The organism is Amycolatopsis camponoti, assembly GCF_902497555.1.
Classification (GTDB): Bacteria; Actinomycetota; Actinomycetes; order Mycobacteriales; family Pseudonocardiaceae; genus Amycolatopsis; species Amycolatopsis camponoti.
In genome coordinates this window covers 1,254,539-1,279,234 of the sequence record NZ_CABVGP010000002.1, presented here as the reverse complement: position 1 = coordinate 1,279,234, position 24,696 = coordinate 1,254,539, and the positions used below count along the sequence as shown (strand labels likewise).

The 24,696-nt window shown below is 72.1% G+C and carries 22 protein-coding genes and 1 tRNA gene; 10 read left to right on the top strand and 13 right to left on the bottom strand.

Annotated elements, in window-relative coordinates; genetic code table 11:
• Positions 1 to 1,079 precede the first annotated feature (1,079 nt).
• A tRNA-Arg gene (locus tag AA23TX_RS26555) sits at positions 1,080 to 1,156 on the top strand.
• Between the two features lie 341 nt (positions 1,157 to 1,497).
• Positions 1,498 to 1,698 (top strand): hypothetical protein, encoded by a 201-nt coding sequence (locus AA23TX_RS26550; protein WP_155545545.1) that lies wholly within the window; start codon positions 1,498 to 1,500, stop codon positions 1,696 to 1,698.
• 249 nt (positions 1,699 to 1,947) lie between these two features.
• Here the strand turns inward: AA23TX_RS26550 and AA23TX_RS51240 are convergent, their stop codons facing one another.
• Positions 1,948 to 2,244, bottom strand: coding sequence for a hypothetical protein (locus AA23TX_RS51240; protein WP_155545544.1), 297 nt, complete (start codon positions 2,242 to 2,244; stop codon positions 1,948 to 1,950).
• Between the two features lie 64 nt (positions 2,245 to 2,308).
• Between AA23TX_RS51240 and AA23TX_RS26540 the strand changes: the two genes are divergently transcribed.
• Genes AA23TX_RS26540 through AA23TX_RS26530 form a run of 3 tightly spaced genes read left to right on the top strand, consistent with a single transcriptional unit; the run spans position 2,309 to position 5,417 of the window.
• A complete protein-coding gene (locus AA23TX_RS26540; RefSeq protein ID WP_155545543.1) occupies positions 2,309 to 3,682 on the top strand; it encodes a TrpB-like pyridoxal phosphate-dependent enzyme in 1,374 nt (457 codons plus the stop codon).
• Positions 3,679 to 4,911, top strand: coding sequence for an ATP-grasp domain-containing protein (locus AA23TX_RS26535; RefSeq protein WP_230862715.1), 1,233 nt, complete (start codon positions 3,679 to 3,681; stop codon positions 4,909 to 4,911). Before AA23TX_RS26540 ends, AA23TX_RS26535 begins: the two co-directional genes overlap by 4 nt.
• Positions 4,908 to 5,417, top strand: coding sequence for a hypothetical protein (locus tag AA23TX_RS26530; protein WP_155545542.1), 510 nt, complete (start codon positions 4,908 to 4,910; stop codon positions 5,415 to 5,417). Before AA23TX_RS26535 ends, AA23TX_RS26530 begins: the two co-directional genes overlap by 4 nt.
• Before the next feature lie 275 nt (positions 5,418 to 5,692).
• On the opposite strand, the gene AA23TX_RS26525 is transcribed toward AA23TX_RS26530, so the two are convergent.
• From AA23TX_RS26525 to aroF, 9 genes are all read right to left on the bottom strand, one after another.
• Positions 5,693 to 6,940 carry an ATP-grasp domain-containing protein gene (locus AA23TX_RS26525; protein ID WP_155545541.1) on the bottom strand — a complete coding sequence of 416 codons (1,248 nt, stop codon included), beginning with the start codon at positions 6,938 to 6,940 and terminating at the stop codon, positions 5,693 to 5,695.
• A 22-nt stretch (positions 6,941 to 6,962) separates the two neighbouring features.
• Positions 6,963 to 8,258, bottom strand: a complete 1,296-nt coding sequence (locus AA23TX_RS26520) for an MFS transporter (RefSeq protein WP_155545540.1) — start codon at positions 8,256 to 8,258, stop codon at positions 6,963 to 6,965.
• Positions 8,259 to 8,402: 144 nt separating this feature from the next.
• Positions 8,403 to 9,110, bottom strand: a complete 708-nt coding sequence (locus tag AA23TX_RS26515) for a transglutaminase-like domain-containing protein (RefSeq protein ID WP_155545539.1) — start codon at positions 9,108 to 9,110, stop codon at positions 8,403 to 8,405.
• A gap of 28 nt (positions 9,111 to 9,138) precedes the next feature.
• The gene (locus AA23TX_RS26510; RefSeq protein WP_155545538.1) at positions 9,139 to 10,281 is read right to left on the bottom strand and encodes an acyl-CoA dehydrogenase family protein; all 1,143 of its coding nucleotides are present in this window, start codon (positions 10,279 to 10,281) and stop codon (positions 9,139 to 9,141) included.
• A gap of 15 nt (positions 10,282 to 10,296) precedes the next feature.
• Positions 10,297 to 10,668 carry an ectoine synthase gene (locus AA23TX_RS26505; RefSeq protein WP_086671488.1) on the bottom strand — a complete coding sequence of 124 codons (372 nt, stop codon included), beginning with the start codon at positions 10,666 to 10,668 and terminating at the stop codon, positions 10,297 to 10,299.
• Between the two features lie 4 nt (positions 10,669 to 10,672).
• Positions 10,673 to 10,957 (bottom strand): acyl carrier protein, encoded by a 285-nt coding sequence (locus tag AA23TX_RS26500; RefSeq protein ID WP_155545537.1) that lies wholly within the window; start codon positions 10,955 to 10,957, stop codon positions 10,673 to 10,675.
• Position 10,958: 1 nt separating this feature from the next.
• Complete coding sequence (locus tag AA23TX_RS26495; RefSeq protein WP_230862714.1) at positions 10,959 to 12,548, bottom strand: AMP-binding protein; 1,590 nt, start codon at positions 12,546 to 12,548, stop codon at positions 10,959 to 10,961.
• 93 nt (positions 12,549 to 12,641) lie between these two features.
• Positions 12,642 to 13,949 (bottom strand): PQQ-dependent sugar dehydrogenase, encoded by a 1,308-nt coding sequence (locus AA23TX_RS26490; RefSeq protein WP_155545536.1) that lies wholly within the window; start codon positions 13,947 to 13,949, stop codon positions 12,642 to 12,644.
• 148 nt (positions 13,950 to 14,097) lie between these two features.
• Positions 14,098 to 15,132, bottom strand: coding sequence for a 3-deoxy-7-phosphoheptulonate synthase (aroF, locus tag AA23TX_RS26485; protein ID WP_230862713.1), 1,035 nt, complete (start codon positions 15,130 to 15,132; stop codon positions 14,098 to 14,100).
• A gap of 244 nt (positions 15,133 to 15,376) precedes the next feature.
• Here aroF and AA23TX_RS26480 point away from each other — a divergent pair, with 244 nt between their 5' ends.
• A complete protein-coding gene (locus AA23TX_RS26480; RefSeq protein ID WP_155545534.1) occupies positions 15,377 to 15,793 on the top strand; it encodes an SgcJ/EcaC family oxidoreductase in 417 nt (138 codons plus the stop codon).
• A gap of 124 nt (positions 15,794 to 15,917) precedes the next feature.
• Positions 15,918 to 17,165, top strand: a complete 1,248-nt coding sequence (locus tag AA23TX_RS26475) for an RNA polymerase sigma factor (RefSeq protein WP_155545533.1) — start codon at positions 15,918 to 15,920, stop codon at positions 17,163 to 17,165.
• Between the two features lie 138 nt (positions 17,166 to 17,303).
• Here the strand turns inward: AA23TX_RS26475 and AA23TX_RS26470 are convergent, their stop codons facing one another.
• The 3 genes from AA23TX_RS26470 to AA23TX_RS26460 form a co-directional block, all read right to left on the bottom strand.
• Positions 17,304 to 17,867: a dihydrofolate reductase family protein gene (locus AA23TX_RS26470; protein WP_155545532.1), complete on the bottom strand. Its 564-nt coding sequence runs from the start codon at positions 17,865 to 17,867 to the stop codon at positions 17,304 to 17,306.
• Between the two features lie 76 nt (positions 17,868 to 17,943).
• A complete protein-coding gene (locus AA23TX_RS26465; RefSeq protein ID WP_086671500.1) occupies positions 17,944 to 18,273 on the bottom strand; it encodes a YciI family protein in 330 nt (109 codons plus the stop codon).
• Between the two features lie 69 nt (positions 18,274 to 18,342).
• Positions 18,343 to 19,917 (bottom strand): MFS transporter, encoded by a 1,575-nt coding sequence (locus tag AA23TX_RS26460; RefSeq protein ID WP_230862712.1) that lies wholly within the window; start codon positions 19,915 to 19,917, stop codon positions 18,343 to 18,345.
• 278 nt (positions 19,918 to 20,195) lie between these two features.
• On the opposite strand from AA23TX_RS26460, the gene AA23TX_RS26455 reads away from it, so the two are divergent.
• From AA23TX_RS26455 to AA23TX_RS26445, 3 genes are all read left to right on the top strand, one after another.
• Entirely contained in the window at positions 20,196 to 21,716 is a 1,521-nt protein-coding gene (locus AA23TX_RS26455) for a multicopper oxidase family protein (protein WP_155545531.1), read from the top strand.
• A gap of 63 nt (positions 21,717 to 21,779) precedes the next feature.
• Positions 21,780 to 23,318 (top strand): class I SAM-dependent methyltransferase, encoded by a 1,539-nt coding sequence (locus tag AA23TX_RS26450; RefSeq protein ID WP_155545530.1) that lies wholly within the window; start codon positions 21,780 to 21,782, stop codon positions 23,316 to 23,318.
• Positions 23,315 to 24,682, top strand: a complete 1,368-nt coding sequence (locus tag AA23TX_RS26445) for an FAD-binding protein (protein WP_155545529.1) — start codon at positions 23,315 to 23,317, stop codon at positions 24,680 to 24,682. Before AA23TX_RS26450 ends, AA23TX_RS26445 begins: the two co-directional genes overlap by 4 nt.
• The last annotated feature ends 14 nt before the right edge of the window (positions 24,683 to 24,696 follow it).

The following is a 24,696-nucleotide window of genomic DNA, read 5'->3' as shown; positions in this document are numbered from 1 at the left end:
GGGGCGCGCCCACGGGCTTCCCACACCAGATCCGGCGGCGGCCGCCAGCCAGGCGGCCGGCGTAGGCGACTCCGGCGACGGCCTCTGGCGGTTCCGGGCGGGCCGGGCCTCGGTGCCTTGATTGGCCTTGGTTGGCCCTGGTTGGCCCTGGCGAGCCTCCGTGGGCCTCCGTGGGCCGTATTTGGCTTCGGCGGGCCTGGGTCCGCCTTGCCAGCCCTCGTCGGCAGCGGCAGGCCAGGGTCGGCTACAGCGGACCTTGGTCAGCCTTGGCGGCCTTAACCAGCCTGCGGCCACGGATCGGTCTTGGCGGGCCCGGCGAGCCCGGGTTAGCCGTAGCCGACCTGGGTTGACCTTCGCGGGCCTGGCAGGCCTAGCGGGCCTGGGTTGGCCTTCGCGGGCCTTGCCCCCGGCCGGGTTGGCCTCAGTCGGCCTGGAAGCCGCTCAGCTGGGCTTCTCGGCCTGCCTGGGCGGCCCACACCGCAACCGCCACATCAGCCGCGGCCGCTTGTCGACCACCACCCACCCCCCGGCGAGCACCAACGCGCGACCGGCGTCACGACGCCAGCCACCACAACGCACCGCGGCGCCGCCACCGACGACAACCCGTCCACCACTATTCGGACAAATCGACCAGATCACCCACGAAACCGACCCAAGGTCGTCAACAAGCGACCAAACCATCGACAGGGCGTCCCCAAGACCTCACCCCCGCAGGTGAGGCGACCACCGCGCCGCCCGCCGCGGCCGTCAGGCAGCGGCGTGCGGACGCTCGCGGCGCTGCCTGCCCGGCCGCGGGTTGGTGCGGGCGAGCGTGGTCTGGCTGGACACAGCAAGAGCCTTCTGATCGCCAGATTACAGGTTCGCGGCCCGCCGGGAAGCCCGTTCGGTCACCCTCAGCACCACACCCGACACAGAGGAGGTCTGCACCACTGTCGCCGTCCCGGTCACGACGGCGCTTCCACCGAACTTCCGAATTCCGTCGAACGAGACCTGAAACGATTCGCCGGTGTCGAACGATCGAGAGGATGGCGACGACTAAGCTGCCAGTGCCGGGTTACCGGCAGCAGCCGTCGGCGCGGGCCCTCGTAGCTCAGCTGGATAGAGCAAGAGCCTTCTAATCTCTAGGTCGCAGGTTCGAGTCCTGCCGGGGGCGCCACCAGGGAAGACGTCGTGCGCGGCATGCGCACGACGCACCCTGGTCACGTGCCCGGCCGCGCATCGGGGCACTCCCCCGGCACCGCCGACGTGCCCCCACTGTGGACGGTCGCGACCACGCTCCCCGCGCCGCACGAGTCCGTAAGTCGCACCGTGCGAGCGGCCAGGTGGCCCAACGGCACCGTCCGAGACAACCTTGTTACCTCGCGCGGCGAGGGCCCTGTTTGCGCTTGCCCGCAACCGAACCGTCACACCCAGCGATCACACCCTCGGTACGACGGCGATCGACACGCCCACCCGATCGAGCGAACCGGCACCGACAACGAAGGAGGCAACACCACCGTGCACACCGAAGAGCCCGGCGGCCGGCACCGGCGGCGGCGAGCCAACCGCGTCACGCGCACCGCCCTGGACGAAGCACGGCGTGCGGGGCTCGTCCAGCGGCACCTGACCAAGCTGCGGTACCTGGCCGGGCGTGCGCCGGCACCGGAGGCGCGTGGGCCGGCCACGGAAGGGCCGCTCTCCACATCGGACGCCGCGTGACGCCGCAGGGACCCGCCGCCCCTCAGTCCAGGTAGAAAGGCAGCCAGGACGTCCGGCGCGACGGCGTGCTCCTGGTCGGGCAGCGTGCGGCGCCGCGCGTTGGGCAAGGCTTCGGCCTGGGCCACGTGGCCGAACGACGCCGGGCTCGCGCCGCCGTCGAGGACCAGGACGCGCGAGCGGCGGCGTCCAAGGCGAGGACCGTGCCGGCCGACATGCCGAACAGGTGGGCCTCGCCACCGGCGTCGGCGATCAGGGCGGCCAGGTCCTCAAGCTCGCGCTCCACCGCGCATGGCGGGTGTCGGTGCTGCCGTCGCGGCCGCGACGGTCGTCGCGGCCGAGCAGATCGGTCAGCTCCTGCGTGCGCAGCGGTGGGCCGGAGCCGACCTTGTCGAACTCGATGACGGTGCCGTCGGCCGACGTTGCGTTTCCCAGCGGAATTCCCCTCGCGCTTTCTCGGCTATATCCCGAAATTGGCGCCCCACTGGTGCGGGTGGCGCACAGCGCGCACTCCGGAAGATGTGCGCCGACGGGCGGGAACGGCAGCATCGGGGCGTGCCGGCGGTGCCGGCGTGCGCCGGATCCGGTACCGCACAACACGAGAGGCTCCGCGATGGAGAGAACGAAGTTCCAGCTCGACGAGTCCCAGATTCCGAGCACCTGGTACAACATTGCCGCCGACCTGCCCGGCGCTCCGCTGGCGCCCGCGCTCAACCCGGCGACCGGGGCCCCGCTGACTCGCGACGAGATGGGCGCGACGATGCCGGAGCCCATCATCGACCAGGAGCTGAGCACCGAGCGGGACATCGAGATCCCCGAGCCGGTGCGTCAGCTCTACGGCCAGTGGCGGCCCAGCCCGCTCTACCGCGCGCGGCGGCTCGAGCAGGCCCTCGGCACCCCGGCCAAGATCTACTACAAGTACGAGGGCGTCGCGCCGTCCGGGAGCCACAAGCCGAACACCGGGATCCCGCAGGCGTACTACAACAAGCAGGCCGGCAAGACCGGGCTGATCACCGAGACCGGCGCCGGGCAGTGGGGCAGCGCGACGGCTCTGTCGGCCGCGCTCTTCGGGCTGACCGCCAAGGTGTTCATGGTCAAGGTCAGCTTCCAGCAGAAGCCGTACCGGCGGGCGCTGATGGAGTCCTACGGCGCGGAGTGCGTCCCCAGCCCGAGCCCGGAAACCGCGGTGGGCCGGGCGATCCTGGCCAAGCACCCCGACTCCCCCGGCAGCCTCGGCATCGCCACCTCGGAGGCGCTGGAGACGGCGGCCACCGACCCGTCGCTGGGCTACGTGCTCGGCAGCGCCGCGAACCACGTACTGCTGCACCAGACCGTCATCGGGCAGGAAGCCCTGCTGCAGATGGAGCTGGCCGGGGACTACCCGGACATCATCGTCGGCTGCTCCGGCGGCGGCAGCAACCTCGCCGGGCTGACCTTCCCGTTCATCGGCGCGCAGCTGCGCGGCGGGCCCGCGGTGCGGGTGCTGGCCGTCGAGCCCGCCGCCTGCCCGACGCTCACCCGCGGGAGCATCGCCTACGACTACGCCGACACCGGCCGGCTCGGGCCGCTGTTCCGGATGCACACCCTCGGCCACGAGTTCATGCCGCCGCCCGTGCACGCCGGCGGCCTGCGCGCGCACGGCATCGGCCCGCTGGTCAGCCGTGCGGTCGAGGACAAGCTGATCGAGCCGATCGCCGTGGGGCAGACCGGGTGCTTCGAAGCGGGCGTGCAGTTCGCCCGCACCGAAGGGATCCTGCCGGCGCCGGAGTCGACCCACGCGATCCGCGGCGCGATCGACGAAGCCCTGAAGTGCAAGGCCGAAGGCGTCGGCAAGACCATCCTCTTCGGACTGTCCGGGCACGGGCACTTCGACCTCGTGGCCTACGACAAGTACTTCGCCGGCACGCTCGAGGACGACGTCGTCAACGAGGAGGCGCTCGACCTCGCGGCCGCGTCGATCCCGAGGCTGGACGGAGCCGGCGCGTGAGGGTGGCCGTCGTCGACGCGGACGGCATCGCGGCGCACCTGCCCGCGGCGCTGGCCGCGCACGGGCTGGAGACGGTGCGCGTCCGGTCGGAAGCACCGGACGTGCACCTGCGCGGGTCCACCGAGGCCGACGTCCGGCACCAGGGCGACGTCGCCGCGACCGCGGATGCGTTGCAGCGCCTCGACGTCGGGTTCGTCGTGGCCGGGACCGAGTCCGGGGTGCTGCTCGCCGACGAGCTGTCGGCGGCGCTCGGCACCCCCGGCAACGGGATGGTCCGGCCGCGGGCCCGGCGCGACAAGTTCGAGATGGTCACCGCGGTGCGCGAGGCCGGCCTGGCGACGGCCGCGTCGTTCTCGTCGCCGTCCGCGGACGAGGTCGTCGCCTGGTCGGAAGCGCTGGGCAGCTGGCCGGTCGTGCTGAAGCCGCTGGCCAGTGCCGGCACCGACAACGTCCGGATCTGCGGGTCGGCCGGCGAGGTGCGTGCCGGGCACGACGCGATCATGGCCGGCACCACCCGGTACGGCTCCCGCAACGAAACCGTGCTGGCGCAGGAATACCTGCACGGCGACGAGTACTTCGTCAACACGGTGAGCCGGGACGGCGTGCACCACGTCGTCGAGGTGTGGCGCTACCACAAGCGGGCACTCGACGGCGGGCACTGGATGTACGACTACGAACAGCCGGTGCCGCTCTCGGAGCCGCGCGTGGCGGAGCTGGCCGGCTACACGCTGGACGTCCTGGACGCGCTCGAGCTCCGCAACGGCGCCGGGCACACCGAGGTGATGCTCACCCCGGCCGGGCCGGTGCTGGTCGAGTCCGGGGCGCGGATGGGCGGGTCGCACCAGCCGGCGGTGATCTCGCGGTGCATCGGCACCAACCAGGTCGAATGCCTGGCGCTCGCGGTGGCGCGGCCCGAAGAGGTCACGCAACGGCGGCTGCCCACGTACCGGCCGCGGTCGTTCCTGCGCTACGTCACGCTGATCAGCCCGACCGACGGCGTGGTGCCGGACGAGGCCGGGTTCGCGGCGGTGCGCGCGCTGCCGTCGTTCGTCGACCTGGTGCTGACGACGCCGGCCGGCGGGCCGGTGCGGCGGACGGTCGACCTCGCCACGTCGGTGGGCTACGTCTACCTCGAGGCGGACGACCCGGAGCAGGTCGAGTCGGACTACAAGCAGCTGCGCGAGTACGAACAGAACGGGCTCTACACAGGTGAGGTGGTGACCAGGTGACCAAGGCGATCACGGAACTCAGCGAGCTGGCGGACATCCCGGCGGAATGGGTGCACGTCGACAAGCGCATTTACCCGGGCGAAGACCTCCGGCTGCCGGGCGCGTACCTGAAGTGGTACGACGTCCGCGAAGCCGGCGAGGACGCCGCGCCGGCGATCAGCGAGCAGGCGCGCCAGTACCTGCGCGACCAGGCGGAGTCGGGCGAGCTCCAGTTCGAGAACGAACTCGGCTACGCGCAGCTCCACCACGACGGCGGTTACTACCTGATCGTGGGTCTGTGGCGCAAGGACGAGCTGTGGACGGGGATCTTCTTCCTCGACGGCGACGAGTTCAAGCGCTACCCGGCCAAGCCGGGCGCGTTCCGCGCGACGCAGAACGTGGTCGAGCTGGACACGACGGCCCACGAGCGCCGCGCGTGGGCCCGGTTCCTGCGCACGGACCGCGGCGAAGCGGCCAAGCGGGCGTACATCGAGGACTACTGCACGGGCGTGGTCGGAGTCCCGTGACCCGGCGCGCGTGAGAACGGGCCCGTCCCAGCCAGGGGCGGGCCCGTTCCGCGTGCACGCCCCGCGCGGCAACAGGTTCCGAACCCGGGCCCAGCTGTCTCAACCTCGCACCCACGCAGCCGCGCGGCAACAGGTTCCGAACCCGGCCGAAGCCGACTCGCCACGAAGACCGCGATGGCGAGTTCCGGGCCAGACCAGACCAGCCGGCGGCGGGGCAGGCATGCGAAAGCCCCGGTGCGCCGACCGGCACCGGGGCTCTCACCCGCCACGAAACCCTAGGACTCCACCGGCTTCGTGCGGACCTTGATGTCCGCCACCTTCGCCTGGCTGAACTCGATCGCCGCCGTCGTGTCGGGGGCTCGGACCGCTACGTGACCCAAGCCGTCCCATGACCCGTCCAACGAACGGACCACGTCCCCCGGTGCCGCTCCGCCCAAGTCGATCGCCAATGTTGCCGGGTCTGCCGAAACCCCGTCCACACCGGCGATCTCCAGGATCTCGCCCGGCTCCGCCACCGCCAGCCAGCTTGCCGCCGCGCCCGACGCCGATGGGGCGGCCACGATCGGGGACACCGAGCCGTGGGGCCACTTCATCGTCAGGTCGTGCATGTCGACCCCGTGCACCGCGAACACCATCTCGTTGATCAACGCTCCGCCGATGCGGTTCTGGGACTCGATCACCACCGGGCCGCGGGGGCTGAACTTGAACTCCGTGTGGCTCGGGCCGTCCGAATACCCCAGCGCGTCGAGGAACGCCGGGATCATCCGCTCCACCGATGCCACCGCGGCGGCGTCGAGGCGGGCCGGAACCGCGTGGCCCGCGTGCACGACCGTCCCCGGCAGCGTGACCGCTTCGGTGATCGCCAGCACCGTGTGCGTGCCCGCGAACGAGAACGCCTCCGCGCTGTACAGCGTCCCGTCGATGTACTCCTCCATCACGTACTCGTCGAGGTCGTACTGGCCGAGGAACGGGTGATCGGACACGTCCCGCTCCCGCGAGATGGCCGAGAACACCGCGTCGGCCTCGTCCGGGCCGTCCACGCGGTGGACGCCGAAGCTCGCCGTGCCCGCTCCCGGCTTCACGATGAACGGGTACCCGTACCGGTCGCCGAACGCCGTCAGGCTCGCGCTGTCCGTCAGGACCTCCGCGCCGATCGCCGGGACGTCCGGGTGGGCCACCTCGGCCAGCCTGCGGCGCATCACGTACTTGTCGGTGAACCGGTGGCTCACCTCGTACGACGGCCCGCCGAGGCCGAGCAGGTCGCGGACCCGGCCGGCCGGGTCGAGGCCCGGCTCGGTCAGCGACACCACCGTCGTGAAGCCCCACGCGCGGTGCGCCGCCTCGACGAGCGGGCGGAACGTCTCCCAGTCCGTGTAGTCCGCCAGGAGCGCGCCCACCACCAGCGGGCCGTACTCCGGCTTGAACTCGTCCGGGTTCTGGCAGTACACGACCTCCAGGCCGGCCGCCTTCGCCGCGTGGAAGTGCTTGGGGTTGCCGCCGATGAGCAGGATGCGTGGCGCCATTTCGCTGGTCACTCCTGGGGACTCAGACCGGTTCGGGTTCGGGCTCGACTTGCGACGACGGCACGGGCGCGGGCTCCACCGGCTTCTCGGCGCGGACCGACGGCAGGCACAGGCACAACGCGCCGCCGAGGACGCACGCGACGCCCGACAGCGCGACCACCTGGGACCCGCTGAAGTGCTCCAGCAGCAGACCACCGAGCGCGGCGCCCGTCGGGGACGACGCGACGATCACCGAACGGCGGGCGCCGAACACCGCGCCGTACTGCTCGGCCGTGACCGCGTTCTGGATGACGCTGATCTCGGTGGACGCGTACGGCGCCCAGACGAACCCGCCGACGAACATGATGACCAGGGCCAGCGGCAACGCGTGCACGAAGACCAGCGGCAGCAGGATGAGCCCCCACACCGTCGCGCCGACCGCGTTGACCACCGCCGGGCGGAACCGGGCCAGCCGCGGCACCATCACCAGGCCGAGCAGCGCGCCCACGCCCATCGCCGACCACATCGCGCCGTAGCCCGCGCCGCCGGCGCCGAGGTTCTGCTCGGAGAACACCGGGATCGCGGTCAGCAGCGGGCCGTACGACAGGAAGTAGATGACCGTCAGGATCATCATCGCGCGGACCACCGGCACGGTGATCAGCGGACCGAACCCGGCGACGAAGCTGTTCTTCTTCGGCGAAGGCGACGCCGCGGGAACCGCGACGCCCGGGTTCACCCGCACACCGAGCACCAGCGCCGTCGCGACCAGGCACATGATCGCCGGGATGAACAGCGACCAGATCCCGATGAAGCCCGCCAGCGAGCCGCCGAGGACCGGGCCGACGAGGTAGGGGAACTGGTCGCCGATGGTCAGGACGCCGTTGGCCACCTGCAGCTCGCGGCGCGGGATGAGCAGCGGCGTGATGACGCGGGTGCCGACCTTGGCCAGCGGGTTCGTGACGCCCATGACCAGGCACAGCCCCAGCACCACCGGGATGCTGAACGTGCCGACGACCGACAGCAGCGCGATCCCGCCGATCGCGATCCCGCGGACGGCGAAGCCGATCGCGGTCAGCCGCACCGGGGACCAGCGGTCGAACCACGCGCCGAGCAGGGGTCCCGAGACGATCTCCGGGAAGCGGCGGAAAAGCACCGCGAGCCCGGCGAGTCCCGGGGAACCGGTCTCCACCAGCACGATCCAGATCAGGGCGACGGAGGCGAACTCGTCGGCGGTCTCCGAGAGCAGGCTGCTCACAGTCAGCTTGCCCAGGCCCGGGAACCGGCCCAGCACCGACCGCTGCCACCGGCTCCGGACGAAACCGGGCGCCAGATCCACCATCACTGCCCCTCTCCCGGTCACCGATCCGGCCGACGGCAGGCCACCGTGGCCATGAGGTGGCCCGACCGGTGACGAACCCCCCTCGCCGCGGTCCACCGTCCTCCCGCGCGACGGCGGACCGCATCTCCCGCTGTGCTCGACCGGTTACGCGGCCTTGAGCCCCGTCTCGCCGGTCTCGTCGGCCGCCTCGGCGACGAGCGAGCCGCCCGCCGTCTCGTAGCGGCTCGCGAACAGCGCCGGGTGCGCCGAGCGGATGCCCTCGACCACGAGCTCGTACGGGAAGTCGTCGAAGTCGCCGTAGTCGTGGAGGAACTCCATGTACCGGCGGCCCTTGCTGTCGTACGGGTGCGACATGCTGTCGGACGTGCCGTCGAACTCGAGCGGCGTGATGCCGTAGAGCCGGCACAGCAGCTTGGTGAACACGGGCGTCGCGCGGACCCACTTGCCTTCCAGGTACACGGAGTTCAGCGCGTGGAAGCGGAACACGTCGCCGCCGACGAGCTCGCGCAGCCGCGGCGACGCGAGGTGGTTGCGGACGTCGGTGAGCGCGATCCGGCTCGGCACGCCCGCGGCGCGGCACACGGCGGCGTACACGATGGACTTGTGCACGCAGAACCCGCGGCCGCGGCTGATGATCGAGCTGGCCTTGAGGCCGTCGCGGCTCAGCGCCGCGCCGTAGACCTCGTAGTGCAGCTTGTCGCGGACCGCGTAGTAGAGCGCGACCGCCTTGTCGGTGGGGGTCTGCTCGGAGCCGTCGAGCGCCTGCCCGACGAACTCCTGGACCACCGGGTGGTCGTAGTCGAGGAACGGGGTGACCCCGAGCAGGTCTTGCGGAGGCGTCTCGGCCGCCATTTCGTCCTTCTTCCGGTTCCGGCGCCTGTCAGCGCACTCCGAGCATTCTGGCGACCTTGTCCCGCTGGACCTCCGACGTGCCGGAGTAGATCGTGCCGCCGGTGGCGTCGCGCAGCTCCTTCTCGATCCCGAACTCGCTGAGGTAGCCCCGGCCGCCGAAGATCTGCACGGCGTTGGTCGCGGACCGGACGTTGGCCTCGCTCGCGAGGACCTTCGCCATGGCCACGTCGACCATCACGTCCTCGCCGGCTTCGAACCGCTTCGCGGTGTCGTAGAACCAGTTGCGGGTGGTCTCCAGGTCCATTTTCATCTGCACGATCTTTTCCGCGATCAGCTGGCAGGACGCGATCGGCGCCCCGAACTGCTTGCGGCTCTTCGCGTAGTCGATACTCTGGCCAAGGCGGTACTCCATCGCGCCCAGGCTGATCGCGAAGGACAGGAGCACCTCCCACTTCATCACGTAGTCGAGCAGCAGGAAGCCCTTGCCCCGCCGGCCGACCATGTTCGCCGCGGGCACCACGCAGTCGGTGAACGTCAGGTTCCCCAGTGGCGACGTGCGGAGGCCCATCTTGTCGATCGGCGGCCCCGCCTCGAAGCCGGGCGTGCCCTTCTCGACGGCGAACACGCTGATGCCGAGCGGGCCGGTGCCGGGCGAGGTCCGGGCGTAGACCAGGACGACGTCGGCGGCCGGGCCGTTGGTGATGAAGAACTTCCGGCCGTTGATGACGTAGTCGTCGCCGCGCCGCTCCGCCGTGGTCTGCATGGCGGCCGCGTCGGACCCGCCGTGCGGCTCGGTGATCGCGTGGGCGCAGATCACCGAGCCGTCGACGACCCGCGGCAGGAACCGGTCCTTGACCTCCTGGCTCCCGAAGCGCTGGATCGGCACGCCGGTGCTGACCAGCTGCGTCGAGATCGAGAAGTTCAGCCCGCCGTCGCGGCAGTGGTAGCCGAGGCCTTCCAGCACGTGCATGGTGGTGGGCAGGTCGTGCCCGCCGCCGCCGTGCTCGGTGCCGAACGGCAGGCCGAACAGGCCCGTCGCACCGATCTCCGGCCACAGCTCGCCGGCGAACTCGGCTTCGCGGTCGCGCCGGAGGTGGTCGGCGCCCCAGGCCTGGAAGGCCTCGGTGTAGCCGTCCCGCAGCTCCTGCTGCTTGTCGGTCCACTGCTGCATCGGGGGAGCTCCGGCTCAGTAGTTGGAAAACTCGTCGTCGAGGTTGTGCGACTCGTCGCCGATGAGGGCCGGCGTGAACATGCAGACCAGCACCATGTCCTCGTGCGGCGACGCGATCAGGTGGTGCGGGTCGTGCTTGTCGAGGGCGTAGATCGTGCCGACCTCGATGACGTGCTCGTCACCCGCGGAGTCGATGACCTTGCCGCTGCCGGCGATGCAGTAGCACGCTTCCAGGTGGTTCTTGTACTCCAGCGCGGAGTCGGTGCCGGCGCGGACGATCGTGTGGGTGACCGTGTAGCCCATGCCGTCCCGCAGCGTCAGGAACCGGTGGCTCAGGCCGTTGCCCCACTCGACGCCTTCGACTTCCGAAAGTTTGCGGATGATCACTTTGTCAGGCCGCCTTTCCCAGGTAGTCCGTACCGGACGAGCCCGACGCCGAGTGCAGCTCGGCGAACCGGGAGATCGAAGTGATGGAGGTGAAGTCCTGCTCGACGATCTCGACCTCCTCCATCGGGATCTCGAACGTGCTCTCCAGCCAGGTGACCACGCGCAGCAGTCCCAGGCTGTCGATCACGCCGTTGGCACGCAGGTCGTAGTCGTCCTCCAGCTCCTCCGGGCCGACGCCGGGGAGGAACTCGTCGAGGACGTACTGCTTGATCTGCTCGGCATAGCTCATGTCAGCTCCCGTTCAACAGGTCTCGGATGACGGCTTTGCGGTCGGTCTTGCCCGTCGACGTCGTCGGCAGCGGGGCGTCGACGACGCGGATCGTGGTGGGCAGCGCGGCCCGCGCCAGCCGCTCGCGGCAGAACTGCCGCAGCGCGAGCACGCCCAGCGGCTCGGTCGTGTCGCGGCGGACGACCGCGTGGATGACCAGCCCCGCCACGTCGTCGGGCACCGCCACGACGGCCGCGCCGGCGATCCGCTCGTGGCCGAGCAGGACCTGCTCGATCTCCTCGAGGTTCACCCGCACCCCGCGGACCTTCACCTGGGAGTCGGTGCGCCCGACGAGGGTGAACACGCCGTCGGCGTCCCGCGCGACGAGGTCGCCGGAGCGGAAGTAGACGCGCCCGTTGTCCCGTTCGACGAACTTGTCCGCTCCGCCGCCGACCGCGTAGCCGGCGGTCTGGAACGGCGTCGACACGAGCAGCTCGCCGGTGGCCGGGCCGTCGACGACCTCGCCCGCGGCGTCCAGCACGAGCGCGTCGACGCCGGGCAGCGGGCGGCCGATCGGCAGCGGGCCCTCGCCCTCGAAGCCGGTGATCTCGTGGATGAAGCTGTCGTTGGTCTCGGTGGCACCGTAGATGTTGTGGAAGCGCGCGTTCGGGAACAGCCGCGGCAGCTCGGGCAGCAGCTTCGCCGGCATCTTGTCGCCGGTGACGATCACGTGCTTCACCGAGTCGAACGGCTGCCCGTCGTGGGCGTCGGCCAGCAGGCGGTAGAGCATCGGGACCGACTGCACGACCTCGACGGACTCCGTGCGGATGACCTCGGCGAGGTGCTTGCCGTTGGTCGCCTTCTCCGGGTCGACCAGGACCGTCGTGCCGCCGGCCTTGAAGGTGGCGCGGATGTCGAGCAGGCACAGGTCGAAGTTGAACGGCGCGTAGTTGAGCACCGCGGTGCCGGGCCGCAGCCGGAACTTCGTGACCGCCCACTCGGTGAAGCGCTCGACGGCCTGGAAGCTCAGCGGCACCACCTTGGGCAGGCCGGTGGACCCGGAGGTCGTGAAGATGAACGAGGTGGCGTCCGGGCTGACGTCGGGGCCCGTGATGCCGTCGAGGCCGGCGAGGTCGCCGTCCGGCAGGACCGCGGTGGTGTCGATCTTGTGCACCCGCCGTCCGCCGACGCCCGCGCCGGGCTCGGCGGTCAGGACGTCGGTGCAGCCGGCCTTCTCCAGCAGCTCGTCCAGTGCCGTGGCGCCGAGCTCGGTGGACGGCAGCATGAACGGGCGGCGCGCGAGCAGGCAGGCCACGATGAGCGCGACCGTGCGCGGGGTCTTCGCGGCGTGCACCGCGACGCGGGCCTCGGCCGGCAGCTGCAGCGCCGAAAGACCCTCGTAGGCCGACATCGTCATGGCGGCCAGTTCGGCGTAGGACACCCGGACGTCGCCCAGCACCAGTGCGGTCGACTCCGGCCGGGTGCGGGCGAAGTCGGCCAGGCAGCCGAGCAGCGAACGCGAGTACGGCACAATGGTCTCCAACCCCGGCCGGGCGCGGCGACCACCGTCGCGCGCCAGCCAGTCACCCCAGCTCCCCCACGGGGAGTCCACTTCGGACTCCGGCGGGGCCCGGGCCGGGCTCCGCGTGGACTCCACCGTAGCTTCGAGCCGGAGTGACTGGCTTCTCGCGCAGTGCGGCTCCGATCAGTCCTCGATCGTCCCCTGTGGACGGTCCGACCAGGACTCCCAGCGCCACAGGCGCCCGGTGCCCTGGGTCGCCCGGACCCCGTCCTCCGACATTTCGAACTTCCCGAAGTCGAGCAGGTACAGCGCGTCGTCGCCGGGCGCGAACCCGACGTCGATGGGCCGGGCCAGCGCGGGTGCGCCGGGCAGCTCGCGCAGCGACCAGTCGGCCGGGTCGACGACGACGAGGCTGCGGCCGACCGGCGGGCCGCCCGCGGGCAGGCACATCGGGGCCTCGTCACCGAAGAGCGTCACGACCAGCTGCCCGGCCAGTGCCCCGGCCCGGTCGGGCACCACGGCGAAGCGGGTGGCCGAGACGTGCGGCTCGAACTCCAGCAGCGCCCGCTCGGGCGGGGGCAGCTCGTCGTGGTCGGCCAGCACGAACTGCGGGTGCGCGCCGCGTTGGGGGGCGAACGCGGGGTCGGTCACCGGGCGGTGGCCGACGTAGTCCGGCCAGCCGTACCAACCGCCCTGCCGGACGTCGAAGAGCAGGTCCGGGGCGTTGCCGATCGGGCGGCTCCCCCGGTCGTCGGCGCCCTGGTCGAGCGCGATCAGCCGGCCGTCGGGCAGGAAGCCGAGGCCGAACGCGTTGCGCAGCCCCCAGGCCACCAGCTCCAGGCCGGAGCCGTCCAGCTCGCACCGCAGCACGGCCGCGGTGCACGGCAGCTGCGCCGCGATCTTCTGCCCCGCCGTGGTCTGCGTTCCGAAGGGGACGAACGCGCCGGTCTCGACGGTCGCGCCGGGCTCGTCGGAGAACGGGTCCCGGGTCGTCGCGTCGAACCCGGTCAATGTGATGTCCAGGCCGGGCAGGTCGAACGAGTGCGGCAGCCGGCGCAGCCAGCCGAGCTCGTAGGCGTCCAGGCCGATGATCCCCAGGTTCGCCATCGCGCCCTGGCTGAAGTAGAGCTTCCGGTCGGCGCCCACGACCGCCATGTTCGTGTGGTAGTTCCCGGGGCCGGGCATGCCCTCGACGACGACGTGCTTCGCGCCGGCGGCGTCGACGCGGGTGATCCGGCCCGCTCCGCCTTCGGAGACGAACAGGTCGCCCTCGAACCAGCACAGGCCGGTGACCGGCCCGGCCAGCTCGTCGGCGACGAGCGTCCGGTCGCCGCCGGCGAAGCGCCACACCTTCCCGCCGGGGGCCGCGCCGCCGAAGGCGAGGCCGGACTCGGCGACGTAGATGCCGCCCGCGTCGTCGAAGGCGAGGCTGGTCGGGAACTGCAGCCCGGTGGCGACTTCCACCGCGGGCGCGGGGGCGATGCCGGTCATCCGGTCACCGCCACGGGGTGGGTCTGGTTCAGGGGCACGGCGAAACCTCCCGGCTGGTCGACCGCCGGGCGGGATCCGACCGGCTCCGCTGGGCGACGCTAACCGGCACGGGCCGGTTTCCGCGTCTCCGCCCGTGCCGTCCTGCCGCTCAGCCGGCGATCAGGCGCCGGTTCCACCACGTGGACAGCCCCCGCCCGACGACGCCGCTGAGCGCGTCGAGCTCGGCGGCCAGCCGCTCGAGATCCTCGGCGAGCAGGGCCTGCGGGCCGTCGCACAGCGCCTGCTCCGGGTGTGGGTGCACGTCGACGAGCACGCCGTCCGCGCCGACGGCGACCGCGGCACGCGACAGCGGCAGCACGAGGTCGCGGCGCCCGCCCGAGTGCGACGGGTCGATCATCACCGGCAGGTGCGAAAGCCGTTGCACCACCGGCACGGCCGAGATGTCGAGGGTGTTGCGGGTCGCGGTCTCGAAGGTGCGGATGCCGCGTTCGCAGAGCACGATGTCGAGGTTGCCGCGCTGCGCGACGTACTCCGCCGCCATCAGCCACTCCTCGATGGTGGCGCTCATCCCGCGCTTGAGCAGCACCGGCTTGCCCGCCTCGCCCACCGCCTGCAGCAGCCCGAAGTTGGACATGTTGCGGGTGCCGACCTGCAGCATGTCCGCGTACCGGGCGACCATCCCGACGTCGTCGGCGGAGACCACCTCGGTGACGATCGGCAGGCCCGTCTCCGCCCGCACGTCGGCCAGGATCTGCAGGCCCCGCTCCCCCAGGCCCTGGAAGGCGTACGGCGAGGTGCGCGGCTTGAAGGCGCCGCCACGCAGCAGCACCGCGCCGGCCGCCTGCGCCATCCGCGCCGCTTCGAGGGTCTGCTCCGGCGTCTCCACCGCGCACGGCCCGGCGATCAGCGTGACCGTGTCCGGCCCGACCGGCACGCCACCGACGTACACAGTGGACCGTTCGGGGTGGTGCTCCCGGCTGACCAGCTTGTACTTGGCCGAGATCCGCGTGACGCTCAGGACCGCGGGCATGCCGCCGAGGTTCAGCGTCTCGAAGCGGTCGACGTCGCCGACCAGGCCGATGACCACGCGGCTCACCCCGCGGCTGACGAAGGCCTCGCCCCCGGCGGCGGCCACCCGCTCGACGATCGCGTCGACGTCCTCTGCGGTGGCGTCGTTTGCCATGACGATGACCATGGTGTCAGCACTCCTCCAGCGCACGTGGTCCCGTCGCCGGCGGCGGCCGGTGCGGGCTCGTGCGGTCCATGCTCCCCGGGCACCGGCGGGGGCGACGTCTCCGCGGTTGCGCAGCCGAGCGCGGAAGCCGTTGCCGGGCAGGGGTTCTCGCAATCGAGCGGTAGTACCGGCCGGGTCCCCGTCCCTACTGTCGGGGGTACTCGTGCCCACCTGAGGAAGAGGGATCCCGATTATGTCCACCAGCAATGGCACTTCCACCGTGGCGACCGAGCAGGCCGCCGCCGCCGCGGTCCCGCAGCGCATCGTCGCGGCGTGGGCCGGCAACGACGCGAAGGCCTTCGCGGAGGTCTTCACCGAGGACGGCACGATGGCGCTGCCCGGCGGGATCTTCGTCAAGGGCCGCGCCGGCATCGAGGAGTTCATGGCGGCCGGGTACGCCGGACCGTACAAGGGCACCCGGGTGCACGGCGACCCGGTCGACATCCGCTTCCTCGGCAAGGACGCCGCGGTCGTCGTCACCGTCGGCGGGGTGCTCGCGCCGGGCGAGACCGAGGTCAGCCCGGACCGCGCCGTCCGCGCGATCTGGGTGCTGGCGAAGCAGGACGGCGACTGGCTGCTCGCCGCGTACCAGAACACCCCGCTGGGCTGACCCGGCCCGGTCTTCTCCCGGCGTGCTCGATTCCCCGTCCGGAGCCCGGAACCGCGCTAGCGTGGGAAAGCGGATGCCGGTCGGCGAACCGAGGGGAAACACCGATGTCGCAGGGGAAGCCCGGATGAGCGACGTCGAACGGGCGGTCGCCGACGCGTACCGTCGCGAGTGGGCCTTCGTGCTCGCCGCGACGGTACGGGTCACTCGCGACCTCGACCTCGCCGAGGAGTGCGTCCAGGAGGCCTTCCTCGCCGCGCTGGACGGCTGGCGTTCGGACGGGATCCCGGCCAAACCGGGCGGCTGGCTGACCACGATCGCCCGCCGGAAGGCGATGGACCACTTCCGGCGGCAGGACGCGTTCCGCACGCGGATGCCGTTACTCCTGGAACCGGACGTGACCGAGATGGACGACCTGGACGACCTGGTGGCGGGCGACGCGATCGCCGACGACCGGCTGCGGCTGATCTTCACCTGCTGCCACCCCGTGCTGCCGCGCGACGCCCAGATCGCACTGACGCTGCGGCTGGTGTGCGGGGTCACCACCGGCGACATCGCGCGGGCGTTCCTCGTGCCGGAGCCGACGATGGCCGCCCGGATCACCCGGGCGAAGAAGAAGATCGCCGCGGCCGGCGTGCCCTACCGCGTTCCGGCGGCGAGCGAGCTGCCGGACCGGCTGGACGCCGTGCTCACCGTCATCCACCTCCTGTTCTCCACCGGGCACACCGCCCCGTCGGGGGACGCGCTGGTGCGCGACGACCTCGTCGACCACGCGCTGGACCTCGCCCGGCTGCTGCGCGACCTGATGCCGGACGAGCGGCAGGTCTGGGGACTGCTGGCCCTCCTGCTCGTCACCGACGCCCGGCGCTCGACCCGCACCGACGCCGAAGGCCGGCTCCTGCTGCTCGAGGAGCAGGACCGCACGCGGTGGGACCGGGCGGCAATCGACGAAGGCCATCGGCTGGTGCTCGACGCGATGCGCGCGGGCCGGCCGGGGAAGTTCGTGCTGCAGGCGGCCATCGCGTCCCTGCACGCGCAGGCGCCGACCTACGCCGAGACCGACTGGGCGCAGGTCGTGGTGCTCTACGACGAGCTGGTGAAGGTGTGGCCGTCCCCGGTGGTGGCGCTCAACCGCGCCATCGCGGTGTCCATGGTGGACGGTCCGGCGGCCGGCCTCGGCGAGCTGCAGGCCCTGGAGGACGACGGCCGGCTCGACGGATACCACTACCTCCCGGCCGCGAAGGCCGACCTGCTGCGCCGGCTGGGCCGCCCCGCCGAGGCGGCGGTCTCCTACCGGGCCGCGCTGGACCTGGCCGACAACGAGGCCGAGCGCGCGTTCCTCAGCGCGCGGCTCGACGAAGCGACCGCGGCCTGAGCGGCGGGCCAGTGCGGTGACCGCAAAGGTTCACCGGCTTGGGGTCGTGAGTGAGAAACAGTGTTCTAACCCTGTTTCTCACTCACGACCAGCCGCGGCAGGCCATTCTCGACCCGGCGAACGTATTCGGTCACCGCACTAGCCGCGGCGATAGCGGAGTGACACGACGCCGGAGCCGAATACCTCCGCACTCACCTGCCCCAGGTCCGTGCCCGGGAACACGTCGGGGAACAGGCGCCGTCCGCCGCCGAGCACGCGCGGGTTCACCAGGAGGCGGTACTCGTCGACCAGGCCGGCCGCCACCAGGGTGCGGGCCAGCTCGACGCCGCCCAGGACCAGCAGGTCGCCACCCGGGCGGGAGCACAGCTCCTTGACCTCGGTGACCACGTCGGTGACGGCGCGGGCGTTCACCCAGCCCGGTTCGTGCGGCGTCCGGGAACACACGAGCTTCGGCGTGGCCTCGAGCCACCGCGCGTGCGAGGCCGCGCCGCCCGACGCGGCCGGGTCCGTCGCCACGGCGGGCCAGTGCGTCAGGAACTGCTCATAGGTCACCCGGCCCACCAGCGCGGTATCGGCGCGCTCCTGCAGCTCGCCGACGACCCGCCAGGTGTCGGCGTCGACCCGGATCCAGTCCATCGCGCCCGCCGGGCCCTCGGCCCGGCCGTCGACGCTCAGCTGGAGGTACAGCACTACCTCACGCACGGCTTCTCCTCTCCCGCAAAGGAAAACGCGTCGCCGTGCCGGTCGGCACGGCGACGCGCGTCGGAACGATTCCGGGTCAGCCCATCAGCGGACGGACCTCGACACCGCCGTCCATGATCGGGACGAAGCTCGCGATCTCGAGCGCGTGGTCCAGGTCACGGGCCTCCACGACGAAGAAGCCGGCGAGAGCTTCCTTGGCCTCGACGAACGGCCCGTCGGTGACCTTCTCCCCGCGGAGCGAGCGGGCCTCGGCGGACGGCTGGGTGGCATAGCCCGCCACCAGCTTGCCGCCGGACTCCGCGACCCGGCCCTCGACCCGGCCGTGCGCCTCCAGGACCTCCGGGGGGATGTCGGCGATCCCACCGGGTGTCTCCCGCTCGAAGATCAGGATTGCGTACTGCGCCATGCGAATTTCTCCTTTTTGGTTGTTACTCGGGCTCCCGCAGCGACCGGGCGGACCCGGTCGGCGGGGAGGTCAGGACACCGGTTCCGGTGCCTCGTCGGCTTCGACGGCCGGGGCCTCCTGCGCGGCGGCACCGAGCGCGCCGATGTGCCGGCACTTGACGAAGAACAGCACGCCGACCCCGGCCAGGACCACGGCACTGATCAGCGCCGCGGTGTGCAGGCCGCTCGTGAAGGCTTCACGCGCCGCGGCCAGCAGCTGGTCGGCGACACCGCCCGGCAGCCCGTTCGCCGCGGTCGTCGCGCCGGCGAGGCTCTCGCGAGCCGCGTCGGCCGCACCGGCGGGAACACCGGCCGGGACGGTGAGCGTCGACCGGTACACGATGGCGCCGACGCTGCCGATGATCGCGAAGCCCATCGCCGCACCGAGCTCGTTGCTGATCTGCGGCATCGACGCGGCCGCGCCCGCCTTCTCCGGCGGGGCCGAACCGATGACCTGGCCGATGCCCAGCGAGAGCAGCGGGCCACCGCCGAGGCACCACACCGCGAAGCCCAGGACCAGCAGCCCGCTGCCGCCCGACGAAGCCGCCTGCGTCATCAGGAGCAGGCCGACCGCGACGATCAGCAGGCCGCCGGAGATGAGGTAGGCGGGCCGGATCCGGCGGGCCAGGATCGGCGACACCAGCACGGCGACGGTCGAGACCGCCATGCCCGGCAGCAGCGCGAGCCCGGCCTTCAGCGACCCGAGGCCGTCGACGAGCTGGAAGTACTGCGTGGCCAGCATCATCACCGCGCCGGTCAGCAGGCTGTAGGCGAGCAGGCTGACCAGCCCGACGGTGAACACCGAGTTCTTGAACAGGCTCAGGTCCAGCAGCGGGTCCGCGAGCGCGCGCTGCCGCAGGACGAACAGCACGCCGAACACGATGCCGACCACGACGGCCAGCACCGGCACGAGCTCGAAGCCGTTCTTCGCGAGCTCCTTGAAGCCGTAGACGAACGGCAGGATCGCGGCCAGCGACATACCGACGCTGACCAGGTCGATCCGGCCGCCCGCGGGTGACTTGAACTCGGGCAGCAGCACCGGGCCGAAAGCCAGCAGCACGGCCATCACCGGAATGTTGATCAGGAACACCGAACCCCACCAGAAGTGGGCGAGCAGCACGCCGCCGATGATCGGGCCGAGGATGGCGCCGACGGTGAAGAACGCCGACCAGATCCCGATCGCCAGCCCCATCTGCTTGGGGTTGCGGAACATGTTGCTGATCAGGGCCAGCGTGCACGGCCCGAGGGTCGCGCCGGCGATGCCGAGCAGGGCCCGGGCACCGATCAGCATCTCCGGGGTCGTCGACCAGGCCGCGAGGGCCGACGCGATCCCGAAGGCCGCGGCACCGATCAGCAGCAGCTTGCGCCGCCCGATCCGGTCGCCGAGACCGCCCATCGTGACCAGGAACCCGCCGACCATGAACCCGTAGATGTCCATGATCCACAGCTGCTCGATGCTGTCGGCACCCAGATCGGCGCTGAGGTGCGGAAGCGCCAGCAGCAGCACGAACACATCGACGGACACGAGCATCGCGGTCAAAGCCAGTACGGCCAGACCCACCCACTCTCGTCTGCCCGCCCGCGGTGCCGCAACGTCAGTCGTCACGATTGTCTCCTCCCTAATACGGGTCCAGCTTCCATTCAAGCGATGACCGCCGGGCCGGGCACCTTCCGCTGTGCTCTGTTCGGCCCCTCGGAACTACGTCGTTCGACCTGCTCCGGAATCGACAACTCGGCCCGGCCGATTTTGCGCACCCTTAAAGAGGACACCCGTTCGGGTCCGATGTGACGATCCGTTGACCGGCTTGGGGAGCCGGTGGGACGTCTCGTGCTGCGCCCGTTCGGGCGCGTCACCCGTGTGGTGCATCACCGATTGGGGAGCTGATGCTGAACAGACGACGCTTGCTGGCACTCGGAGCCGTGGCGGGGGGTGCGGGCGCCGCCGCGGCGCTGCTGCCCAAGGGCGCCGCGCCGACCGGGGCCGTGGCGGCGCCGGTGACCCCTCCGCCGGCCGGCGGAGGCGCCGCCGCCGGGCACGTCGGCCACTCCGTCCCGAGCGGGTTCGCCAAGGCGGCCGGACCGGCGGTCAAGCCCGCACTGGCACCGTTCACCGTGCCGATGCCCCTCGCCCCGGAGCTGCGGCCGGTGCGCTCCACGGCCGACTTCGACCGCTACGAGCTGACGGTCCGGCAGGCCGACCTCGAGATCCTCCCGGGGCAGAAGACGCCGATGTGGACCTACGGCGGCGGCTTCCTCGGCCCGGTGATCCGCGCCCGCCGCGGACGCGCGACGCAGGTCGCGTTCCGCAACGACCTGCCGCTGGCGACGAACGTCCACCTGCACGGCGCGCACGTCGACGCGGCGAACGACGGCTACCCGATGGAGCTGATCGAGCCTGGCCAGACCCGCACCTACACCTATCCCAACACGCAGCAGGGTGCGCTGCTCTGGTACCACGCGCATTCGCACGGCACCGACCCCGAGCACGTCTACCGCGGTCAGCACGGCTTCTACCTCGTCGAGGATCCCGCCGAGGCGGCGCTCAACCTGCCCTGCGGGGCCTTCGACGTCCCGATCATGCTGCGGGACGCGCTCTTCGACGCCTCGGGCAACCTCGTCTTCGGCGGCAACCCGGCCGACCGCAACGTCGCGCTGGTGAACGGGAAGCCGCAGCCCTACTTCCAGGTCGCCGCGCGCAAGTACCGGTTCCGGATGGTCAACACCGCGACCGAGCGCGTGTTCCGGCTGAGCCTGGCGGGCGCGAAGATCGTCCAGGTCGGCACCGACGGCGGCCTGCTGCCCGCCCCGGTGGAGAAGACCGAGCTGAAGTTCAGCTCCGGCGAGCGCGTCGACGTCGTCGTCGACTTCTCGCAGGTGCCGTTCGGCACCAGCATCGTGCTGACCGACGCCACCTTCGGCCCCATGCTCCGCTTCGACGTCGTGCGCCGCGCCGCCGACACCAGCCGCGTGCCGGCCCGCCTGCGCCGGCTCGAGGTGCTGCCGCCCGCGACGGTCACCCGCGAGGTCGCCATCGGCACCGACTTCTCGCAGGGCGGCCCGATCCCGTTCGGCACCATCAACGGCAGGCCGTTCGACCACGACCGGGTCGACATCACGGTGAAGCGCGGCTCGACGGAGCTGTGGAACATCAGCAACGCCGACGGCGCGTACGGGTTCACCCACAATTTCCACATCCACCTGGTGCAGTTCCAGGTGGTGAGCCGCAACGGCGGCCCGCCCGCGCCCGAGGACGCCGGGCTGAAGGACACCATCCTGCTGCCGCCCGGCGACGTCGTCCAGGCCAAGGTGCACTTCACCGACTACCTCGGGAAGTACGTGTACCACTGCCATTTCCTGGAGCACGCCGCCATCGGGATGATGGCCCAGATGGAGATCGTCGACTAGCGGACCGGTTCCGGGGACCGGCCCGCCGGTCCCCGGAACCGCCCGCGCGAAAGGACGCCTGTCATGACTGATAGCGGCACTTCGGCGCAGATCGCCGAGCTGGCCGACGGCTTCGTCAACGCGCCGACCGAACAGCTCGACGAGCGGTTCCGGCGGCTGACCGGAGCGCTGTGGGACGACGGCGTCCTGACGGACCTCGCGCTGCCCGCCGTGCCCGCGCTGGTCGCCCGGCTGGACAAGGCCGCCGACGACCGCAAGGGCCACCTCGCCGTGCTGCTGGGCGTGCTGGCCGAGGCCGAGTTCCCGGAAACCGGCGGCCCGGTCGCCACGGCCGTGCGCGCGGGCCTCGACCGCTACCTCGAACTGCTGGCGCAAGGCTCGGACCGCGACCCGCTGACCCTCGGGCTGGTCTACCTGCTGGCACACTTCCCCGCCGACCGCGAGCGGATCCTCGCCGCCGTGCCCGCGCTGGGCGCCGACGACCTGACCCGCCTGGTCCGCCTGCTCACCCCGGCCGACCAGGCGCGCGCCGACCTCGGCCGGGTCTGGCCGTCGCCGTCGGTGTGGGGGCTCGGCGAGTCCGAAAAGGACTTCGACAACGGCTGGATCAGCGCGCTGACGCCGGAGCAGTTCACCGCCGCGTGGCGCAACGACCAGCGCACGCTGTTCGGGCACGCCGGGGCCAAGGCCTACTGGGCGGCGCGCCACGGCGCGCCCGCCGAGATCGTCGCGGCACCCGTGCCCGACCCGGAAACGCTGGAGGCGGGCCGCAAGACCGCGGGCACCGGCCTGTTCGGCCGGCACGCCACCGCGCTGCGCTGCCCGAACTGCCACGCACCGCTCGCGTTCGACGGCGGGGTGGCGTGCACCGGCTGCGCGACGGCCTTCCCGGTCGCCGACGGCATCCTCGACCTTATGCCGGGCGAGCGGGTCGCGCCCGGGGACGAAGACACCGGCGACGCCCTGCACAAGCTCGCCGCGATGCCCAGCATGGGCCTGTACTACGAAGCCGTGCTGCGGCCGGCGTTCCTGCGGGCCATGGGGTCCAACTGGGACGAGGCGGTGACCCCCGCCGACGAGGACCGCTACATCGCCGAGCACGTCGACCCGGCTGAGGGGCCGGTGCTGGACCTCGCCGCCGGTGCGGGCCGCTGGACCACCGTGCTCGAGGCCGCCGTCGGGGCCGAGCGGCTGGTCGCGCTGGACGTCAGCGTGCCGATGCTGGCCGCGCTGCGAGTGGCGCTCCCGGAAGTGCCCGCGCTGCAGGCGAGCGCGCTCGAGCTGCCGTTCGAGGACGGCTCGCTGGGCGCGGTGCTCTGCTGGAACGCACTGCAGGCGCTGCCCGACGCGGCTGCCGGCATCGCGGAGGTCGGCCGCTGCCTGCGTCCGGGCGGTACCTTCACGCTGCTGACGTTCCGCTGGGGCGACGACGCGCTCTACAGCTACTTCCAGCACGCGCACCGGTTCCCGAACGCCGAAGACGGCATGCGGCTGTTCAGCCTCGACGAGCTGCGCGACTGGCTCGCCGCCGCCGGGATGCGGATCCGGGACGAGTCCGGCTCGGGCACGTTCGTCTTCCTCACCGCCGAGCGCGTGGCATGACCGAGCCCGGCGAGTTCGTGCCCGGCCGGCCCGGAGACCCGGAGTACGAGACGGCGACCCGGGTCTTCAACCTCGCGGCCCCGGTCCACCCCGCGGCGGCGGTGACCGCCCGGTCGGTGGACGAGGTACGCGCCGCGGTGCGCCACGCGGCCGCGGCCGGGCTCGGCGTGCGGATGTTCACCAGCGGCCACGGCGCGGGCGCGGCGCGGCCGATGCCCGAAGCGCTGCTGATCCGGACCGAGCTGGGCGGCGGGGTCGAGGTCGACCCCGCCGGCCGGGTCGCCCGCGTCCCGGCCGGCACCCGCGCGGGCGAGCTGGTCGCGGCCACGGCGAAGCACGGGCTGACCTCGGCGCACGGCTCGTCGGCCAACGTCGGACTGGTGAACTACCTGCTCGGCGGCGGGTTGAGCGGGTACGGGCGGTTCGCCGGGCTGGCGGTCAACGGCGTGCGGGCGGTCGAGCTGGTCACCGCGGACGGTGTGGCCCGTCGCGTCGACGCCGAACACGACCCGGAGCTGTTCCGGGCGCTGCGGGGCGGGGGCGGCGGGTTCGGCGTCGTCACCGCCGTGGAGGTCGCTCTCTTCCCCGCCGGGCAGCTGGTCGGCGGCGCGACGTACTGGGCGGGCGAGCTGGCCGAGGCCGTCCTCGCCCGGTGGAACGCGTGGACCACGGATGCGCCGCGCGAGGTGACCACCGGCCTGCGGCTGCTCAACCTGCCGGCGGTACCGGGCGTGCCACCCGCGCTGGCCGGGCGGACGACGGTCTGCGTGGACGGCCTGGTGCGGGCGGGGTCGGCCGGCGAGGCCCGCCGGCTGGCCGACGACCTGCTGCGGCCGCTGTACGCGCTCGGCGAGCCGCTCGCGGACACCTGGTCCGTCCTGACCGCCGAAGGCGTGCTCGGCATCCACATGGACCCGCCGGAACCGGTGCCGTTCCTGGGCGAGCACCACCTTTTGTCCACTTTGGACAGCCAGGGCGAGGCGGAGCTGCTGCGCCTGCTCGGAGCGGGGTCGGGCTCGCCGTTCGTCGGTGCGGGCCTGCGCCAGCTGGGCGGGGCGTTCGCGACCGCCCCGGAGGGCGCGGGCGTCCTCGGGCACCTCGACGCGGCGTTCTCGTTCGCGGCTTCGGGCGTGCCCGACCCGTCGGGTCCCGAGCGGCTGCTGGCGCGCTGCGCGCAGCTGCGTACCGGGCTGGAGCCGTGGCGCACGGGCCGGACGGTACCCAACTTCGTCGAGCACTTCGAGCAGCCGCAACGCCATCTGGACGACGACGAGGTGGCCGCGGTGGACCGCGTCCGGCTGCGCGTCGACCCGGCCGGGCTGTTTCGCGGCGACATCGCCCCCAACGCGACCGCCCTGGTCTGACGCACCCACGGAAC

Bases quoted from the DNA above. Each gene is read 5' to 3' on its own strand.
- AA23TX_RS51240 (WP_155545544.1), bottom strand. From the start codon at position 2,244: ATGCTGCCGTTCCCGCCCGTCGGCGCACATCTTCCGGAGTGCGCGCTG.
- AA23TX_RS26540 (WP_155545543.1), top strand. From the start codon at position 2,309: ATGGAGAGAACGAAGTTCCAGCTCGACGAGTCCCAGATTCCGAGCACC.
- AA23TX_RS26525 (WP_155545541.1), bottom strand. From the start codon at position 6,940: ATGGCGCCACGCATCCTGCTCATCGGCGGCAACCCCAAGCACTTCCAC.
- AA23TX_RS26520 (WP_155545540.1), bottom strand. From the start codon at position 8,258: ATGGTGGATCTGGCGCCCGGTTTCGTCCGGAGCCGGTGGCAGCGGTCG.
- AA23TX_RS26515 (WP_155545539.1), bottom strand. From the start codon at position 9,110: ATGGCGGCCGAGACGCCTCCGCAAGACCTGCTCGGGGTCACCCCGTTC.
- AA23TX_RS26510 (WP_155545538.1), bottom strand. From the start codon at position 10,281: ATGCAGCAGTGGACCGACAAGCAGCAGGAGCTGCGGGACGGCTACACC.
- AA23TX_RS26500 (WP_155545537.1), bottom strand. From the start codon at position 10,957: ATGAGCTATGCCGAGCAGATCAAGCAGTACGTCCTCGACGAGTTCCTC.
- AA23TX_RS26490 (WP_155545536.1), bottom strand. From the start codon at position 13,949: ATGACCGGCATCGCCCCCGCGCCCGCGGTGGAAGTCGCCACCGGGCTG.
- aroF (WP_230862713.1), bottom strand. From the start codon at position 15,132: ATGGCAAACGACGCCACCGCAGAGGACGTCGACGCGATCGTCGAGCGG.
- AA23TX_RS26480 (WP_155545534.1), top strand. From the start codon at position 15,377: ATGTCCACCAGCAATGGCACTTCCACCGTGGCGACCGAGCAGGCCGCC.
- AA23TX_RS26475 (WP_155545533.1), top strand. From the start codon at position 15,918: ATGAGCGACGTCGAACGGGCGGTCGCCGACGCGTACCGTCGCGAGTGG.
- AA23TX_RS26465 (WP_086671500.1), bottom strand. From the start codon at position 18,273: ATGGCGCAGTACGCAATCCTGATCTTCGAGCGGGAGACACCCGGTGGG.
- AA23TX_RS26455 (WP_155545531.1), top strand. From the start codon at position 20,196: ATGCTGAACAGACGACGCTTGCTGGCACTCGGAGCCGTGGCGGGGGGT.
- AA23TX_RS26450 (WP_155545530.1), top strand. From the start codon at position 21,780: ATGACTGATAGCGGCACTTCGGCGCAGATCGCCGAGCTGGCCGACGGC.
- AA23TX_RS26445 (WP_155545529.1), top strand. From the start codon at position 23,315: ATGACCGAGCCCGGCGAGTTCGTGCCCGGCCGGCCCGGAGACCCGGAG.